Genomic DNA, 16873 nt, shown 5'->3' with positions numbered 1-16873 from the left:
CCCGGGCGCGTGCCGGCCGTCCGGCCCAGTCGCCGGGGTCATGTCGGGCCGGGTCCGTCCGGACCGGTCCGCCCTGCCGCGCACGCGGCCTACGCCTCCGTGGGCTGCCGGACGTTCTCCCGGACCCACTCCACGATCGACGTCGTCGTCGCCCCCGGCGTGAAGATCGCGGCGACGCCCTTGTCCTTGAGGGGGGCGATGTCGTCCTCGGGGATGATGCCGCCGCCGAAGACGAGGATGTCCTCGGCGTCACGCTGCCTGAGGAGGTCGATGACCGCGGCGAACAGGGTGTTGTGGGCGCCGGAGAGGATGGAGAGGCCGATCGCGTCGGCGTCCTCCTGGATGGCTGTGTCGACGATTTGTTCCGGCGTCTGGTGGAGGCCGGTGTAGATGACCTCCATGCCCGCGTCGCGCAACGCCCGCGCGATGACCTTGGCCCCGCGGTCGTGGCCGTCGAGCCCCGGTTTGGCCACCACCACGCGGATCGGACCGGCTGCCACACCCATCACTGCCTCCATGACCATGAAACGAACACGCCAGAATGTGCGCGTACCGACAAGTACCGCACATATGACGCGTTCCGCCACCCGTCCCCAGTGAACGAACGTTATCTCCAGCATCCCGCAACCGGCAGTTTCGCGGAGGTTACCGAGGGGGAAATCACACACAGTGGGACACGTCAGGGAGCCGCAGCGTGGTCCGCGGGGGCAACAGTGGCACGCGACGCGGCCCGTCGTCGTACCCTCGCCACCTCCGCTCGGCCTCCCATGAGGGCACACGGGGGACAGAGCGGTCCTCCGCGCGCCGACAGGAGGTCGGCCGATGAAGGTCACCGGGATACTCGAGCCCTTTCTCCCGCTCTGCCGTCGCATCCTTCCCGGGGGACTCGCCGGCCTGTCGATGGCCCTTCTGAAATCGACCGCGCTGGAAGCCGCGATCCTGGCCGGGCATCTGCTCCTCTACCCGACCGGTCTCACCCCCGAGCGCCGCTCCCCCGCACAGCCCGCACCGCGGGACGGCACGGCACTGCTGCCGGTCCGGGCGGCCCCGCCGGTCGTCCTGCTGCACGGCTTCATCGACAACCGCTCGGTCTTCGTCCTGCTGCGCCGCGCCCTCGCCCAGCACGGCGGCCAGCGCGTCGAGTCGCTCAACTACTCCCCGCTGACCTGTGACATCCGCACGGCCGCCGGTCTGCTGGGCCGGCACATAGAGGAGATCTGCCAGCGCACCGGCAGCCACCGGGTCGACATCGTCGGGCACAGCCTCGGCGGCCTGATCGCCCGCTACTACGTCCAGCGGCTCGGCGGCGACCACCGCGTCCGCACCCTGGTGACGCTCGGCACCCCGCACTCCGGCACCCGGGTCGCACCGCTCGCGGACGCGCACCCGATCGTGCGGCAGATGCGCCCCGGCTCGGAGGTCATCGAGGAACTGACCCGGCCCGCGCCCGGCTGCCGTACCCGGTTCGTCAGCTTCTGGAGCGACCTCGACTCGCTGATGGAGCCGGTCGAGACGGCCCGGATCGACCACCCGGACCTCATGGCGACGAATGTGCAGGTGACCGGCATCGGCCACCTCGCCCTGCCCGTCCACCCGGCGGTCGCGGCCGGCATACGGCAGGCCCTCGACGAGGCGCACACGGAGGAGCGGATCGCGAGCGGCCTGACGGTGGCCTGAGGACGAACCGGACGAGCGGGGGCGAGCCGACCGAGTCGGGCGAGCCCAGCGAGTCGGGCGAGCCGGGTATTCGGGTCGGTTCGGACGGGCAACGACTGCCCGGCATCCCCGACTTGGCCCCCCGAAACCTCGAACACTCCTCGAACACAAGGCCAAACCCGCGCCCGTCGTCCCCCGAAACACGGCCGAATGCCCGTTTCCCGAAACCACGAAACCTGTTGAAGATTGTCGCGCCCGTATACCGCCGGGTACAGTCGCCGCACTGCTCTGGCAGCCCCTGTTGTCGAGGCGAAAGAGAAGTTGGTGAACGACCGTCACCCGTCGGGGACCATGACCTCCCCGGCCCCGGCTTCCGACGCCGACCAGGCGCACTACGCGCCGTACGGCACCCAGGAAGCCCAGTACGGCGACTTCACCACGTACGGCGACCACGCCGCTACCGGCACCTCGTTCCACAGCGACCCGCTCTTCGGCCATTTCCCCGGCGAGGGCCAGGCCACCGGCGCGTATGACGCCACGCAGTGGCAGACCACCGGCGACCAGACGCTGAACTACGACCCCTACGCGGCCCAGCACCACACCGCCTACGACTCCGGCGCCTACGACAGCACCGCCTGGACCGTCCCGCACCAGGCGACACAGGGAACGGTCGCCGACGGCAGCGGCCACTGGGACGCGAACGCCTGGCTCCAGCCCGACCAGTCGAACATGGCCGGCGCGACCCAGCAGTGGGAGTGGGGCACCCAGGCCTTCGACACCGGCGCGTACGACGCCACGCAGTGGAACTCCGACGGCACCCCGGCGCAGCCCACACAGCCGGAGCACGCGCACGAGTCACAGGCCGCCGACTCCTTCGACCAGTCGGCGACCCAGATGTTCGAGCAGCTCCCGTACGACGAGCTCCAGGAGTTCACGGAGGACTCCACGGATGCCGGGGAGTTGGCCGCGACCGGTGAGCTACCTGCAGTGACGCCACTGCTGGAGGACCAGGAAGAGGTCACTCCGGTCGCTCCGGCCTCGACACGCGCCGGAGGCCGCGCGGGGGCGCGTTCCCGCCGCCGTACGCCCCCCAAGCGCTCCGCGCTGCTGACGGTAGCCGTGCCCTCTGCCTGTGTGATGGGGGTCGCCGGAATCGCGGCCGCCTCCGTCGGTACCCTGACCGGCGGCGACGGCCAGGACACCACCGCCTCCGCCTCGGACGCGCAGTCGGTGAAACCGTCCGCCGCCAACAGCAAGCTGGACGCCCAGCTGCGGACGCTCTCGGCGGGCGCCGACGACTTCGCCGACCGGGCCAGCCGGACCCAGGAGCGCATCGACCTCAAGACCCAGCAGGAGACCGAGAAGAAGAAGGCGGCGGCGGAGGCGGCCCGCAAGGAGCGGCTGCGCCCCAAGTACGCCCTCCCGGTCACGCAGCGGGGGCTCAGCGCCTACTTCGGCCAGGCCGGGGTGAACTGGATGTCCGTCCACACCGGCATCGACTTCCCCGTCTCCTACGGGACGACGGTGATGGCCGCGACCGACGGCGTCGTCTCCACCAAGTGGAACAGCGCCTACGGCAACATGATGATCGTGACGGCGAAGGACGGCACGGAGACCTGGTACTGCCACCTCTCGTCGTACCGTGTCGCCTCGGGTACGACCGTGAAGGCCGGGGATCCGATCGCGTACTCCGGGAACTCCGGCAACTCGACCGGTCCGCATCTGCACTTCGAGGTCAGGCCGGCGGGGGGCTCCGCCATAGACCCGCTGCCGTGGCTGCGGAGCCACGGGCTCGACCCGACCTGATCCTGATCCTCGGCCCGACCTGGTCCCGGTCGGTGAGCCCCGCTCGTGGCAGCGGGGCTTTAGTCTTCTGTCTTCACAGCGGCGGCGCGGTTACAGCTTCTCCACCGGCGCGTACCGCAGCAGCAGCCGCTTCGGCTTGGTGTCGCCGAAGTCGATCGTCGCCTCCGCGTTGCCGCCCGTGCCCTTCACCCCGACGACCGTGCCGAGGCCGAACTGGTCGTGGGTGACCCGGTCGCCGACGGCCAGCGAGACCACCGGCTTCTCCGAGGACCGTCGGGTGGCGAAGCCGGACGCACCGGACGCCGAGGAGCGCGAGCGGGTCGAGGACAGCGAGGCCGCCACGCCCGACGCGGGCCCGGAGGACACCGGCGCCATCGCCCCGGTCCGCTTCCACTCCAGATACCCGGCCGGGATCTCCTCCAGGAAGCGCGAGGGCGGGTTGTACGACGGCTGTCCCCAGGCGCTGCGCATCGCCGACCGCGTGAGGTACAGCCGTTCCCGCGCGCGCGTGATGCCGACGTACGCGAGGCGCCGCTCCTCCTCCAGCTCCTTGGTCTGGCCGAGCGCGCGCATGTGCGGGAAGACGCCGTCCTCCATGCCGGTCAGGAAGACCACCGGGAACTCGAGGCCCTTGGCGGTGTGCAGGGTCATCAAAGTGATGACGCCGGAGCCGTCCTCGTCCTCGTCGGGGATCTGGTCGGAGTCGGCGACCAGCGCCACCCGCTCGAGGAAGGCAGACAGCCCGGCCGGTGCCTCGCCCTCCCCGGACTCCTGCTCGAACTCCAGCGCCACGGAGGCGAGCTCCTGGAGGTTCTCGATCCGGGTCTCGTCCTGCGGATCGGTGGAGGCCTGCAACTCGGCGAGATAGCCGGTGCGTTCCAGGATCGCCTCCAGGACGGTGGCCGGTCCGGCGCCGGACTCCACGACCGTACGGAGGTCCTCCATCAGGGTGTTGAACCGCTTGACCGCGTTGGTGGACCGCGCGGCCATGCCGTACGCCTCGTCCACGCGCTTGAGTGCCTGGGGGAAGCTGATCTTCTCGCGCTGGGCGAGGGCGTCGATCATCGCCTCCGCGCGGTCGCCGATACCGCGCTTGGGGACGTTGAGGATCCGGCGCAGCGGGACGGAGTCCTCGGGGTTGGCGAGGACCCGGAGGTAGGCCAGGACGTCCCGGACCTCCTTGCGCTCGTAGAAGCGGACACCGCCGACGACCTTGTAGGGCAGGCCGACACGGATGAAGATCTCCTCGAAGACACGGGACTGCGCGTTGGTGCGGTAGAAGACGGCGACATCGCCCGCCTTCGCCTTGCCCGCGTCCGTCAGACGGTCTATCTCGTCGGCGACGAACTGCGCCTCGTCGTGCTCGGTGTCGGCGACGTAGCCGGTGATCTGCGCGCCCGCGCCCGCGTTGGTCCACAGATTCTTCGGGCGGCGGGACTCGTTGCGCTCGATGACCGCGTTGGCGGCGGAGAGGATCGTCTGCGTGGAGCGGTAGTTCTGCTCCAGGAGGATCGTCGTCGCGTTCGGGTAGTCCTCCTCGAACTGGAGGATGTTGCGGATCGTCGCGCCCCGGAAGGCGTAGATCGACTGGTCGGCGTCACCGACGACGCAGAGCTCGGCGGGCGGCAGGTCCTGCTCGCCCGGCGGCACGTCCGCCTCGTGAGCGCCGGTGCCGACCAGCTCGCGCACGAGGGCGTACTGGGCGTGGTTGGTGTCCTGGTACTCGTCGACCAGGACGTGCCGGAAGCGGCGGCGATAGTGCTCGGCGACGTCCGGGAAGGCGCGCAGCAGGTTGACGGTCGTCATGATCAGGTCGTCGAAGTCGAGGGCGTTCGCCTCACGCAGCCGCGACTGGTACATGGCGTAGGCCTGGGCGAGGGTCTTCTCGAAGCCGTCGCTCGCCCGAGCGGCGAAGTCCTCCTCGTCGACCAGCTCGTTCTTGAGGTTGCTGACCTGGGCGCTGAACGACTTCGGCGGGAAGCGCTTGGGGTCGAGGTCCAGGTCGCGGCAGACCAGGGCCATCAGGCGCTTGGAGTCGGCGGCGTCGTAGATCGAGAAGGAGGAGGTGAAGCCGAGCTTCTTGCTCTCCCTGCGCAGGATCCGCACGCACGCGCTGTGGAAGGTCATCACCCACATCGCGTTCGCGCGCGGGCCGACGAGGTGCTCGACGCGCTCCTTCATCTCGCCCGCGGCCTTGTTGGTGAAGGTGATCGCGAGGATCTGCCCCGGGTGCACCTGGCGCGCGCCGAGCAGGTGCGCGATGCGGTGGGTGAGCACGCGCGTCTTGCCGGAACCGGCGCCGGCCACGATCAGCAGCGGGGACCCTGCGTGCACGACGGCGGCCCGCTGGTTCTCGTTCAGCCCCTCCAGGAGCGCGGCCGGGTCCAGGGCCGGGCGGGCGGCACCGTCGCGGTAGTAGGCGTCACGGTCCGGGGGCGCGTCGAACTGCCCGCCGAACAGATCGTCCGGAACCGGCTCCGGTACGTGCTCGTCCTCGGGCGGCGGCGGGGGTTCCTCCTCGTGGCCGCGCGGGGGCTGGAGGCTCGCCAGGAAGCTGTCGTCAAAGAGGCTGCTCATCGCTCTCCGAGTCTAGGGCGCCCCACTGACAACCGGTCCCCACCCCGGAAAGTCACCCCGGTCACCCGCCAGAATCGGCCCCTCACGGTCAGCGATCACACGCCGTGAACACGGGTGTGCCCGTCAGCCGAGAGCGCGGACCACTCGACCGCGCCGGACAAGTAACCCCATACCATCCCCGATCGACCGATCCGACCGGTCCGCAACACCAAGGTCACGAAAATGTATCGGGCATATCGCACATCAAACTTCACACAGAGCACACGAGTTGGTTAACGTGCCGGGCAGGCCGTACGACCCCCACCGGCGAACGTCGCCGGGCCGCACGGCCTCCGCCGAATCCAGGGTGCCGCCGCGCATCCGGAACCGGGGACCCACACCGAACCTTGGGGTGAATCGGTCCCGACTTCCCACTGGGGAACGGACCGTAGGGCAACCCTTCCGAACCACCGCCCGAATCCGACAGCTAACTCGGTAGGCGGAGCACGGAAGGAGTCGCCCCCGTTGGCGTCGCACCGCAAGTCGCGTCCGTCCGCAACGCGCGTAGCAGGCATACGCACCCCCGCCCTGGCCACCGCCGCCCTCACCTCCGTGGCACTGCTCTCCCAGACGGCCAACGCCGCACCCTCCGAGGACGGCAAGCCCAGCCTGGAGGAGGTCGAGAAGAAGGTCGACGCCCTCTACCGGCAGGCGGAGTCGGCGACCGAGAAGTACAACGCGGCCAAGGAGAAGACCGGCAAGCAGCGCAAGCAGGTCGACACCCTGCTCGACGACGTCGCCGAGCGCACGGACCGGCTCAACAAGGCGCGTGAGGAACTGGGGTCGTTCGCCGCGGCCCAGTACCGGACCGGGGCCAGTGCGCCCGACACGGCGACCTTCCTGCTCGCGGACAGTCCTCAGGACTACTTCGACCAGACGCAACTGATGAGCCGGCTGACCTCGCGCGAGAAGGACGCGGTCGACGACTACACCACACAGCAGTCCGCGACCATGGCGAAGCGGCAGGAGGCCGCCAAGAGCCTGGAGACGCTCACCGAGACGCAGGACGACCTCAAGACCGCCAAGTCCACCGTCCAGACGAAGCTGACCTCCGCGCGGGAGCTGCTGTCGCAGCTGACGGCCCAGGAGAAGGCACGACTGGCGGAGATCGAGCAGAAGCAGCGGGCGGCGGCGGCACGCGAGGCGGCCGAGCTCGCGCAGCAGCAGGCGGCGGCCGCGAAGCAGGAGGCGTCGCCCTCCTCGACGTCGGCCTCCAGCAGCTCCCCGTCGTCGTCCTCCGACTCCGCCTACGGGACGAAGGCCGCCAAGGCGATCGCCTTCGCCCGCGCGCAGGTCGGCAAGCCGTACGTCTGGGGCGCCACCGGGCCCGGCTCGTACGACTGCTCCGGCCTCTCCCAGGCCGCCTGGAAGGCCGCGGGCGTCTCCCTGCCGCGCACCACCTACGACCAGGTGAACGCCGGCACCACCGTCTCCCTCGCCGACGCCCAGCCCGGCGACCTGGTTTTCTTCTACGACGACGTCAGCCACGTCGGCATCTACATCGGCGACGGCATGATGATCCACGCCCCGAAGCCCGGCGCGTACGTCCGGGAGGAGTCGATCTACTACGGGGGCGAGTCGATCATCCACAGCGTGGTGCGACCGGCCTGAGAGGCGCGGGCGCGTGCCCGCCCGCATCGCGTGCCGCACGCGCGCGTGCCCCGCTCATGCGACGGGTGAGGGTTCCCTAGCATCAGGGGCATGTCCGGCATTTCACCCCTAGGCTCCTGGTGGGCGCAGCGTCCGCCGGCGGCCGGGTCCGCCGTGATGGCCACCGGCATCGTGTCGGCGGGGGCTGCATCTGGCGGGGGCGGAGACCGTGTCCCGGGTCGCGCTGGTGCTGGCCTGCGTGGCCTGGGCGGCACTGGCCACGGACTTCGTCGTACGGCTGCTGGAGGACCGTCGGCGTTGGGTGGCGGAGGCGGAGACACCGGGCGCGCTCACCGCCGTGGCGGCGACGACGGTACTGGGGACGCAGTTCTCGGCGCTCGGCGGGCAGACCCTCGCCGAGGCCCTGCTGGCGCTGTCGGCGGTGCTGTGGCCGCCGTTGCTGGTCCTCGTCGTACGGAACTGGAAGCGGCGCATGCCCGGTGCGGTGTTCCTGACCTGTGTGGCCACGCAGGGGCCGGCCGTGCTCGGGGCGACGTTGGCGGCGGCCGTGACGACCGCGTGGCTCGCGCACACGGCGTTGGTGCTGTTCTGGCTGGGCCTGGTGCTGTACGGGTTCGCCGTGGCTCATTTCGAGTGGCGGCAGGTGACCGAGGGGCCGGGCGACCACTGGGTCGCGGGCGGCGCGCTCGCGATCTCCGCGCTGGCCGGGGCGAAGCTGCTGGCCGCCGACAGCGCCCGGCTGTACCTGTGGAACGACGACGACCGGGGCGTCCTGCGCACGGTGACGGTGGCGCTGCTCGTCCTGTCCCTGGCCTGGTACGTCGTGCTGCTGACCGCCGAGGTGGCGCGTCCCCGGCCGCGTTACAACGAACACCGCTGGGCGACGGTCTTCCCGATGGGGATGACGGCCGCGGCGACGCTGTCGGTCGCGGCCGCCGTCGCCGTCCCGTGGCTGAGGTGGCCGGGGCGGGTCCTGGTGTGGGTCGCGGTGGCCGCCTGGCTGGCGGTGGCCGCCGGCGCGGTGGCGGTCGCCCGCGCCGCCCTCAGGAAGACTTCCTGAGGGTCACGTCCACAGCACGGCGATGAAGATGTTCACCATGGTCAGCAGGCCCACCAGGCCGAAGGCACCCTTCTCCACCTTCTCGTCGTCCCGCTTCACATAGACGAGCCCGAGGATCACGATCAGCAGCGCGAGCTTCACACCGATCTTGACGGTGTTGACGTGGTGGTCGTCGGCCTCGTTGAGGCCGACCAGGATCACACCGGTCGCGAGCATGGTGAACGCGCCGTGCAGCATCCCGGGGACGAACCGGGCCGTGCCCTGGCCCATCGCCTTCATCTGAGTGAGGAAACCGCCGAGGAGCGCGGCGATGCCGATGATGTGCAGACCGACGAAGAGATGGATGAGTACGCCCATGGCCCCGGAGCCTAATCAGGGTCCCCCGGAGCACCGGGCACCGGCCCCTCCCTCGGCGCCCGCCGCCGCCCGCCCGCACTCGCACGCGCCTGCCCGCGCCGCCCGCACGGCATCGCATATATGCACCCCATAGCACCCCGTGCGCCCCGCTCGCCCTGGAACCGCCGCTTCGGTCATCCCGCCCCGTGAAGCCGACGGCTCCGGACCGGAATCCCGGTCACATACCGTCGGGTAACGATCTGGTCACGCCAATTCCGCGCATCGCGTTACCTGGCCGACACAGTCCGGCCTAGCGTCCTCCCCCAGGTGACCGACTCCCCACCGCCGCCCGGGCCAGGGGCGGCAGTCGGACACCACCGCCGAGAAAGTCCGGCGGCGGCCCGCTCCCCTGTGCGGGCCGCCGCCGGACGCGCAATCCGCACCCCCGCGGCCGTATGCGCGCTCCCCCTGGCGTGCGTACGGACGACACGGCAGTCGTACGAAAGGACGTGACCAGTCCAGGTGGCAGCGCACCGCAAGCCCCGACAGCGCTCGCTCAGCGGCAGTACGGCCCGCACGGCCGCCACCCTCGCCCTAGCGGGCGCGGCCACCGCGACGGGTTTCGAAGGGACCGGGCACGCCGAGCCGCAACTGACACCGGCGCAGGTGAAGGCCAAGGTGGACCAGCTGTACCAGGAGGCCGAGGCGGCCACCGAGAAGTACGACGGGGCCAAGGAGAAGGCCGACACGGCCCAGCGACGGGTCAAGGCGCTCCAGGACGAGACCGCCCGCAAGCAGGAGAAGCTCAACTCCGCACGGGAGGCCCTCGGTCTGGCAGCGGCCGCGCAGTACCGCGACGGCGGTATCGATCCGGCGTGGCAGTTGGCGCTCTCCAGCGATCCCGACCGCTACCTGGACAACGCCGCGTTCGCCGAACGGGCCGGTGCCGCGCAGGCCGGTGCGGTGGCGCGGGTGCGCCGGCAGCTGCGGGAGATCGAGCAGTTGCGCGGCGCGGCGCACGTCGAGCTGGCCTCGCTGCGGTCCCGGCAGGCCGAGCTGAAGCAGCAGAAGACCACGGTCACCGGCAAGCTCGACGAGGCCCGGCGGCTGCTGGACCGGCTCTCGCCCCAGCAGCGGGCGGCGGTCACGGCGGACGGCGCCTCTTCCCGCGCATCCCGCTCGGGCACCGAGGCCCGCGCCCCCCTGGCGCCGGGCGGCGTCACGGCCTCCGACTCGCGTGCCGCGGCCGCCGTGGCGTACGCCTACTCCAAGCTCGGCAGCCCCTACGTCTGGGGCGCGACCGGCCCCAACGCCTTCGACTGCTCGGGACTCGCCCAGGCCGCCTACCGCTCCGCCGGCGTCTCCATCCCCCGCACGACCTACGCCCAGATCGACACCGGCCGCCGCGTCTCCCGCTCCGAACTCCAGCCGGGCGACCTCGTGTTCTTCTACTCGGGCATCAGTCACGTCGGCATCTACATCGGAAACGACCAGATGATCCACGCCCCCAATCCGTCGGCGCCGGTACGGATCGCGCCCATCGACGAGATGCCGTTCGCGGGGGCGACGCGGGTCGTGTGAACCCCGTGGCCCGGCCTCCACGGGCATCCGAACCGCCCCGGCGCCGCCTCAGACCAGGCGGCGAGCCGTCGCCCAGCGGGTCAGCTCGTGCCGGTTGGACAGCTGCAGTTTCCGCAGCACCGCCGACACATGGGACTCGACCGTCTTGACGGAGATGAACAGTTGCTTGGCGATCTCCTTGTAGGCGTAACCGCGCGCGATCAGGCGCAGGACCTCGCGCTCGCGCTGGGTGAGGCGGTCGAGGTCCTCGTCGACCGGCGGGGCGTCGGTGGAGGCGAAGGCATCCAGGACGAACCCGGCCAGCCGCGGGGAGAAGACGGCGTCGCCCTCCTGCACACGGAAGATCGAGTCGACCAGGTCGGTGCCGGTGATCGTCTTGGTGACATAGCCGCGGGCGCCGCCGCGGATCACGCCGATCACGTCCTCGGCGGCGTCCGACACGGACAGTGCGAGGAAGCGCACCGGCCGTTCGGCGTCCGCCGTCAACGGGGCGCACCGGCGCAGTACTTCGACCCCGCCGCCGCCCGGCAGGTGCACATCGAGGAGGACCACCTCGGGCCGGGTCGCGGTGATCACCGAGACCGCCTGGTCGACGTCGGCGGCCTCGCCGACCACCTCGACACCGGTCTGCTCGGTCTGGCCGATCTCGGCCTGGACACCGGTACGGAACATCCGGTGGTCGTCGACGAGGACCACGCGCACCTGACGCCCGGCCTTCTCCGTGCCTTCCGCCGGGCCGTTCGCCTCGGTCGCGTCGCTCATGACGTCTTCTCCACCCTCTCCATCTCCAGCTCGACCTCCGTGCCACCGCCCGGCACGGACCGCAGCCGTGCCGTGCCGCCGTGCCGCTCCATACGGCCGATGATCGATTCTCTGACACCCATGCGGTCGGCGGGTATCGAGTCGAGGTCGAAGCCGGGACCGCGGTCGCGGACGGACACGAAGACCGTCCTGCCCTCGACTTCGGCGTAGACCTGGACGGCGCCGCCCTCGCCACCGTACTTGGCGGCGTTGACCATCGCCTCGCGCGCGGCCTGCATCTGCGCCCCCGTCCGCTCGTCGAGCGGGCAGTCACCGACCACCACGACCTCGATGGGGACGCCGTGCTTGTCCTCGACCTCCGCGGCATTGCGCCGGACCGCTTCGGCGAGGGTGACGGGCTCGTCGGCCTCCTCCTTGCCGCTTCCCTCGGGCTTGTAGAGCCACGTGCGCAGGTCACGCTCCTGGGCGCGGGCGAGGCGGCGCACCTCGTTCGCGTTCTCCGCGTTGCGCTGGATCAGGGTCAGGGTGTGCAGCACGGAGTCATGGACATGGGCGGCGACCTCGGCGCGCTCCTGAGCGCGGATACGCATCAGCCGCTCCTCGGAGAGGTCCTGGGTCATCCGCACGAGATACGGCCCGGCGAGCAGCGTGATGCCGACGAGCACGGCGAGCGAGGCCTGGAGCACCGCCCCGATGTGCGCGGCGGAGCCCTGCATGACGAAGACGCCCGAGACGCCCGCGGTGACGAGCAGGACACCGACGCCGGCGCGCAGCAGCGAGAGCGTGCGGCGCCGGCTGCCGACCTCGACCCAGCGGGCCCGGCGGGCGTTGTCCGCCTGGCGCCAGACGAGCGCCACGCCGGCGGCGACCAGGACCGCGGGCAGGAGATAGGCCTTGGCGCCGCTGGTGAGGTTGACGCTGCCCACGAACACCATGGACACGATGACCATGAGGAGCAGCGCGACGATCTGGCCTCTGTCGGGTCTGCGGGCGACGAGTCTGCGGCGGCCGTCCGCCGAGGTCTCGGTGGTGACCAGGGAGGGCGGCTTCTGGCCGCCGACGCCGCCGAGGCCGAGGGGTACGAAGAACCAGAACGCGGCATACAGCAGTGCGCCGAGGCCGTTGGCCATGAACAGGCCGACGAAGACGAGCCGCACCCACACGACGGGCAGGCCGAGATGCCCGGCGAGGCCCCGCGCCACCCCACCGAGCCAACGGCCGTCGCTGCTGCGGTAGAGCTTGCGCGGCGGCCGCGGGTCGTCGAGGGGCACTGCTGCGGCTTCCGGCATGCCATCGATGTTCACACGCCGGGAGTCCCCGGGCATCAGGGTCGGCCCCCGAGACTCCCCTGATCTTCGGATCTCCCCGCGGCGGGCCCGTTCTTCCCACGGCGCACGCCCACTTCCCGCAGCGCCTGCTCTCCTCCCCGCGGCACCCCGCTACCCGCCCCTCCCCGACACGCACCCTCCTCCCGCAGGGGTCCCCGTCTCCCGCCCTTCGCGGCAAGTCCCCACTCTCCGCGGTGAGTCCCGGGATTTCCCACGGCGAGTGCCGGAACCTCCGGCGGTGATCGGCCGGAGTCCGTCGCCGGGGTGCGGTTCGAACTCTTCCCGGCCCGGCCTCGGGGCCGATTTCAGGGTTCCGCCAGGGTCATCCCGACTGCCGTTGCGGCGGTCCGGCCGTCACCATTGACTCATGACTGATCACGAGCACGCCGCGACGGGTCCGGGACCCGGCCCCGGCCCGCGGCCTGCCCCGGGCCCCGGGCCGTCGGATGCCGCGCCCGCCGCGGCGGAGGCGGCAGGGACGGGGGCGCCCGAGACGGAGGCCGACGCCACCGGCACCGGCGCGCAGGCGCTTCCCCGGTTCCGGCGCGACCGCCGGCACAAGATGATCGCGGGCGTGTGCGCGGGGCTCGGGCGCCATACCGACCTGGACCCGGTGATCTTCCGCATCACCCTGGCCGTGCTGGCCGCGACCGGCGGCATCGGTCTCCTCTTCTACGGCTTCGCCTGGCTCTTCGTGCCGTACGAGGACGAGGAGGAGAACGAGGTCCGCAAGCTGCTGACCGGCCGGGTCGACGGGCAGGCCCTGGCTGCCGTGCTGTTCGCGCTGGTCGGCTGCGGAGTCCTGCTGACGATGATCAGGAACGGCGGGGTGCTGGCGTTCGCCGTCGTCCTCTCCGTTCTGCTGGCGGGCGCCGGGTACTGGTCGCGGCGGCGGGACGCCCCGGACCCCGACCCGCTGGCCGCGCAGGCGGTGGCCGACGCTCCTCCCGAGGCCCAGGCACCGCCGATCTCGATCACCTACCCGTCGTGGTGGCGCGACCCGATCGTCAAGGACGGCACGCATGTCGGGGGCACCGGCTATCTGTGGGGCCCCGGCGACACCCGCGGACGGGACGTCCCGGGACTCGACTTCCGGCTGAGCACCCCGTGGGTCCACGGCCAGGACATACGTGCCCGGCAGAGCGCGCCCCCGAGACCGCGCGGACCGCGCTGGATCGGCGGCTGGATCTTCCTGTTCGCCCTGCTGGCGGGCGGCCTGGGCACGGGCCTGACATGGGACACGCATCCGCTGGGCACCAGCCTCCAGGCCGGTCTGGCCGGCGCGCTGATCGTGTTCGGCCTGGGTACGGCGGTCAGCTCGTTCCTGGGACGCACGGGAGCCGGCTCACTGTTCCTGGCGCTCGTCACGGCGGGCTTGCTCGCGGCGGCGACGGCCCTGCCGTCCGACATCAGCACCCACTGGACGCGCGAGAGCTGGACCCCGGCCACGGCGGCGGAGGTGTCGTCGACGTACGACCTCGGGACGGGCGTCGCCACGCTCGACCTGACCCGTGTACGCATCGCCCGGGGGCAGACGGTGTCGACGGCCGCCGAGGTGGGGGCGGGCCGGCTGAAGATCGTCGTGCCGGCGGACGTGACCGTGCGGATGAGCATCGACGTGGGGGTGGGCGACATCCAGTTGCCCGGTGACGACAAGAAGGACGTGGACGTGGAACCGGGCAAGCACAAGGATGTGACGCTGCGGCCGACCGGCGGCGCGAAGAACACGGGCACGCTCGACCTGGATCTCCAGGTCGGCGCGGGACAGGTGGAGGTGAGCCGTGCTGCGGCATGAGTTCCAGCCCGGGCGGCTGATCGTGGGTGTCTTCCTCACGGCGGCGGGAATCGCCTACGCCGGTGACGCGGGGGGCCTGTGGACGACCGAGTGGTTCGCGGTCATCCCCGTGATGGTGGTCGGCCTCTTCCTGGCCGGCCTGACCGCCGCCCTGACCCGGGCGATACGCAGGCGCCGCCGCGCACCGCAGAGCCAGGGCGAGCCGGCCGGGTTCTAGCGCAGACCTCCGGACCCGCGTCGGCGCCGGGCGCGCAGCATCGCGTCCAAGGAGAGGTAGGGGGCGCCGGCCAGGACCAGGGGCAGCCAGGCCATCAGGTAGGCGAGGTCGTTGCCGTAGTAGTACGGGGAGTTGGCCCAGCTGATGGTCAGCCAGAGGCTGAGCGAGATCAGCGCACCGCCGAGGGCGGCCAGGCGGGCCAGCAGGCCGAAGAGGGTGCCGAGGCCGACGGCGAGTTCACCGATGGCGATCGCGGTGCCGAAGCCGACGGGGTTCTTCAGGGCCAGGTCGACCAGGGCCGGGATCGCGGCGGAGTCGCGGACCGCGCGCATGGTGTCGCCGATCGAGCCGGAGCCGCCGGACTTCAGGAAGGCGCTGTCGGTCAGCTTGTCCAGGCCCGCGTAGATGAAGGTGACGCCGAGGAAGATCCGCAAGGGAAGGAGGGCATATCGGGTGGCGGTATCGCGCAGACTGCGATCGCCGTCCAGATACGGGGGGTGCGTGTCCGTACGAATGCCGTGAGTCATCGCCACTAGCCGCCTCTCGCCGCTGTACCCAGAGCCCCTCAACAGACCATACGTACGACAACAGGCACCAGCTCAATCCTCCTCCGGATATTTTTACGAATTTCAGCCGGTCTCCGTCACCCGCCCGCAGGCCACCTCACCCGGCTACCTGACCCGGCCACCCGCCCGCGTATCCCCGCCCGCGGATCCCCTTCCTCGGTCCGCTAACCCGGTTCACTCGGTCACCTCCACCACGCACCGGTTGGTGGCCGCCCCGGCCGCCGTCACCACCTGGATCTCGACCGAGCCGGGTTCCACCTCGGCGGGCACGGGGACGGTGAGGACGCTGTCCGTGGGGTTGCTGAAGCCGCCGGTGACGGGGACCAGGGGCACATGGACGTTGACCGCGCCGACACGGACGACCATGCGGGCGAGGCGGTCGGCGGTCTGGGCGCCGGGCGGGACGAAGCCGGTGCCGCGGATCTCGATGTCGTCGCCCGTGCGGATGGGCGCGTCCAGGTCACCGGCCTCGCGGGCGCGGACCACGGAGAGGATGACCGGGCGGCCGCCCTCGGCGTACTTGCCGGCGAGGTAGGTCGCGGCGGAGATCAGGACCACCGTCGCGAGGCCCCAGGGGAGGTCCGGGAGCTGGTCGGGGCGGCGGGCGAGGCGTACGGCGGCGAAGACGAGGGCGACGGCGCTGATCACGACGTACTGGATGTCGGCGAAGGTGCCCCGGCCGGAGTCGTCGGTGAGCAGGTCGGCCGCGCGGGGACGGTGCGCGCGCACCTTCTGGAGGCGCTGGCCGAGGATGCGCAGGCCGACCACCCGGCGCACCAGGACGGCGATGCCGCAGACCACGGCGAGGACGGTCACCACACCGGCGCCGCGGGCGAGGTCGAGTCCGGAGATGAGGGTGTCCCGGTCGGCGGGAGAGGAGGCGACGGCCAGACGGCAGGCCAGGACGAGTACGGCGTAGGCGACGAAGAGGACCCAGGAGGCGGCCACGGTGCGGGAGGTGGACATGCGGTTGTCCTCGCCGATCACGGGGGCGACCACTCCGCCGCGCGAGCGGTGGAACCAGGAGGCGGCGGTCAGCGCGAGGGCCACGACCACGGCGGCGACCAGTCCGGCGGTGCGGGCACTGGTCCAGCCGGCGCCGATCGCGGTGAGGGACTGGGCGAGCAGTGTGATCACGACGGCCGCCCAGACCGTGCACGCGGTGCGCAGCCAGAGCCGGGCGAGCCAGGCCTCGCCCTCGGCACGGCCGCGTTCGGCGACCACCTCGGCGGACTGGGAGAGTTCCTCGGAGACCCACTGCCGAGAGGCGGAGGCGGAGTGGGCCACCGCCGCGGGCAGCCCCTGTCCGGCCGCGAACTCCTCGCGTTTGAGGAGGAATTCGGCGACCGCGCGCCGGTGCCCCTCGCGCGCCCCGTGCGGACAGTCCCCGCACGCGCACCCGCCCCCGTGGACACCGGAACCGGCACCCTGCCTCGCCTCCTGCACCGCCACGCCCGACGCCTGCCTTCCCCACGCCCGGGGCACGACGCGCAGGGCCCTCCTCGGGGCCGGACGACGCCGTGCAACTCCCTTGTGTCG

Annotated in this window: 13 protein-coding genes, 1 pseudogene and 1 riboswitch; of the genes and pseudogenes, 7 read left to right on the top strand and 7 right to left on the bottom strand. The window is 71.5% G+C overall.

The annotated features are described in order from the left end of the window. Positions 1-89 precede the first annotated feature (89 nt). Positions 90-506, bottom strand: coding sequence for a cobalamin B12-binding domain-containing protein (locus tag ACZ5K7_RS14090; RefSeq protein ID WP_351693455.1), 417 nt, complete (start codon positions 504-506; stop codon positions 90-92). 316 nt (positions 507-822) lie between these two features. Here ACZ5K7_RS14090 and ACZ5K7_RS14085 point away from each other — a divergent pair, with 316 nt between their 5' ends. Continuing rightward, positions 823-1677 (top strand): esterase/lipase family protein, encoded by an 855-nt coding sequence (locus tag ACZ5K7_RS14085; protein ID WP_468913325.1) that lies wholly within the window; start codon positions 823-825, stop codon positions 1675-1677. A 303-nt stretch (positions 1678-1980) separates the two neighbouring features. Then, positions 1981-3462, top strand: a complete 1482-nt coding sequence (locus ACZ5K7_RS14080) for a M23 family metallopeptidase (RefSeq protein WP_468913323.1) — start codon at positions 1981-1983, stop codon at positions 3460-3462. Between the two features lie 90 nt (positions 3463-3552). Here ACZ5K7_RS14080 and pcrA read toward each other — a convergent pair whose 3' ends face one another. Continuing rightward, the gene (gene pcrA / locus ACZ5K7_RS14075; RefSeq protein WP_468913322.1) at positions 3553-6039 is read right to left on the bottom strand and encodes a DNA helicase PcrA; all 2487 of its coding nucleotides are present in this window, start codon (positions 6037-6039) and stop codon (positions 3553-3555) included. A 323-nt stretch (positions 6040-6362) separates the two neighbouring features. Beyond that, a riboswitch (cyclic di-AMP (ydaO/yuaA leader) is annotated at positions 6363-6535 on the top strand. Positions 6536-6543: 8 nt separating this feature from the next. Between pcrA and ACZ5K7_RS14070 the strand changes: the two genes are divergently transcribed. Together ACZ5K7_RS14070 and ACZ5K7_RS14065 are read left to right on the top strand one after the other, a co-directional pair. Beyond that, complete coding sequence (locus ACZ5K7_RS14070; protein WP_468913320.1) at positions 6544-7689, top strand: C40 family peptidase; 1146 nt, start codon at positions 6544-6546, stop codon at positions 7687-7689. A gap of 90 nt (positions 7690-7779) precedes the next feature. Then, positions 7780-8749 (top strand): annotated as a pseudogene (locus ACZ5K7_RS14065) (tellurite resistance/C4-dicarboxylate transporter family protein). Positions 8750-8752: 3 nt separating this feature from the next. Here the strand turns inward: ACZ5K7_RS14065 and ACZ5K7_RS14060 are convergent. Then, the gene (locus ACZ5K7_RS14060; RefSeq protein ID WP_351693476.1) at positions 8753-9106 is read right to left on the bottom strand and encodes a hypothetical protein; all 354 of its coding nucleotides are present in this window, start codon (positions 9104-9106) and stop codon (positions 8753-8755) included. Positions 9107-9607: 501 nt separating this feature from the next. Here ACZ5K7_RS14060 and ACZ5K7_RS14055 point away from each other — a divergent pair. After that, positions 9608-10666, top strand: a complete 1059-nt coding sequence (locus ACZ5K7_RS14055; protein WP_468913318.1) for a C40 family peptidase — start codon at positions 9608-9610, stop codon at positions 10664-10666. A gap of 48 nt (positions 10667-10714) precedes the next feature. Here ACZ5K7_RS14055 and ACZ5K7_RS14050 read toward each other — a convergent pair whose 3' ends face one another. Then, on the bottom strand, positions 10715-11428 hold the full coding sequence (locus tag ACZ5K7_RS14050; protein ID WP_351693484.1) for a response regulator transcription factor: 714 nt from the start codon (positions 11426-11428) through the stop codon (positions 10715-10717). Continuing rightward, a complete protein-coding gene (locus tag ACZ5K7_RS14045) occupies positions 11425-12717 on the bottom strand; it encodes an ATP-binding protein (protein WP_468913316.1) in 1293 nt (430 codons plus the stop codon). Before ACZ5K7_RS14045 ends, ACZ5K7_RS14050 begins: the two co-directional genes overlap by 4 nt. Positions 12718-13123: 406 nt before the next feature. Between ACZ5K7_RS14045 and ACZ5K7_RS14040 the strand changes: the two genes are divergently transcribed. Beyond that, positions 13124-14551 (top strand): PspC domain-containing protein, encoded by a 1428-nt coding sequence (locus ACZ5K7_RS14040; protein ID WP_468913314.1) that lies wholly within the window; start codon positions 13124-13126, stop codon positions 14549-14551. Continuing rightward, on the top strand, positions 14538-14768 hold the full coding sequence (locus ACZ5K7_RS14035; protein WP_351693493.1) for a hypothetical protein: 231 nt from the start codon (positions 14538-14540) through the stop codon (positions 14766-14768). Before ACZ5K7_RS14040 ends, ACZ5K7_RS14035 begins: the two co-directional genes overlap by 14 nt. Here the strand turns inward: ACZ5K7_RS14035 and ACZ5K7_RS14030 are convergent. After that, a complete protein-coding gene (locus ACZ5K7_RS14030) occupies positions 14765-15295 on the bottom strand; it encodes a DoxX family protein (RefSeq protein ID WP_468913311.1) in 531 nt (176 codons plus the stop codon). The genes ACZ5K7_RS14035 and ACZ5K7_RS14030 overlap by 4 nt on opposite strands. Before the next feature lie 213 nt (positions 15296-15508). Then, the gene (locus ACZ5K7_RS14025) at positions 15509-16786 is read right to left on the bottom strand and encodes a hypothetical protein (RefSeq protein WP_468913309.1); all 1278 of its coding nucleotides are present in this window, start codon (positions 16784-16786) and stop codon (positions 15509-15511) included. Positions 16787-16873: the final 87 nt, after the last annotated feature.

The organism is Streptomyces sp. NPDC031497 (assembly GCF_055580905.1).
The sequence above is the reverse complement of the archived record's forward strand: the minus strand, read 5'-3'. Positions and strand labels throughout refer to the sequence as shown.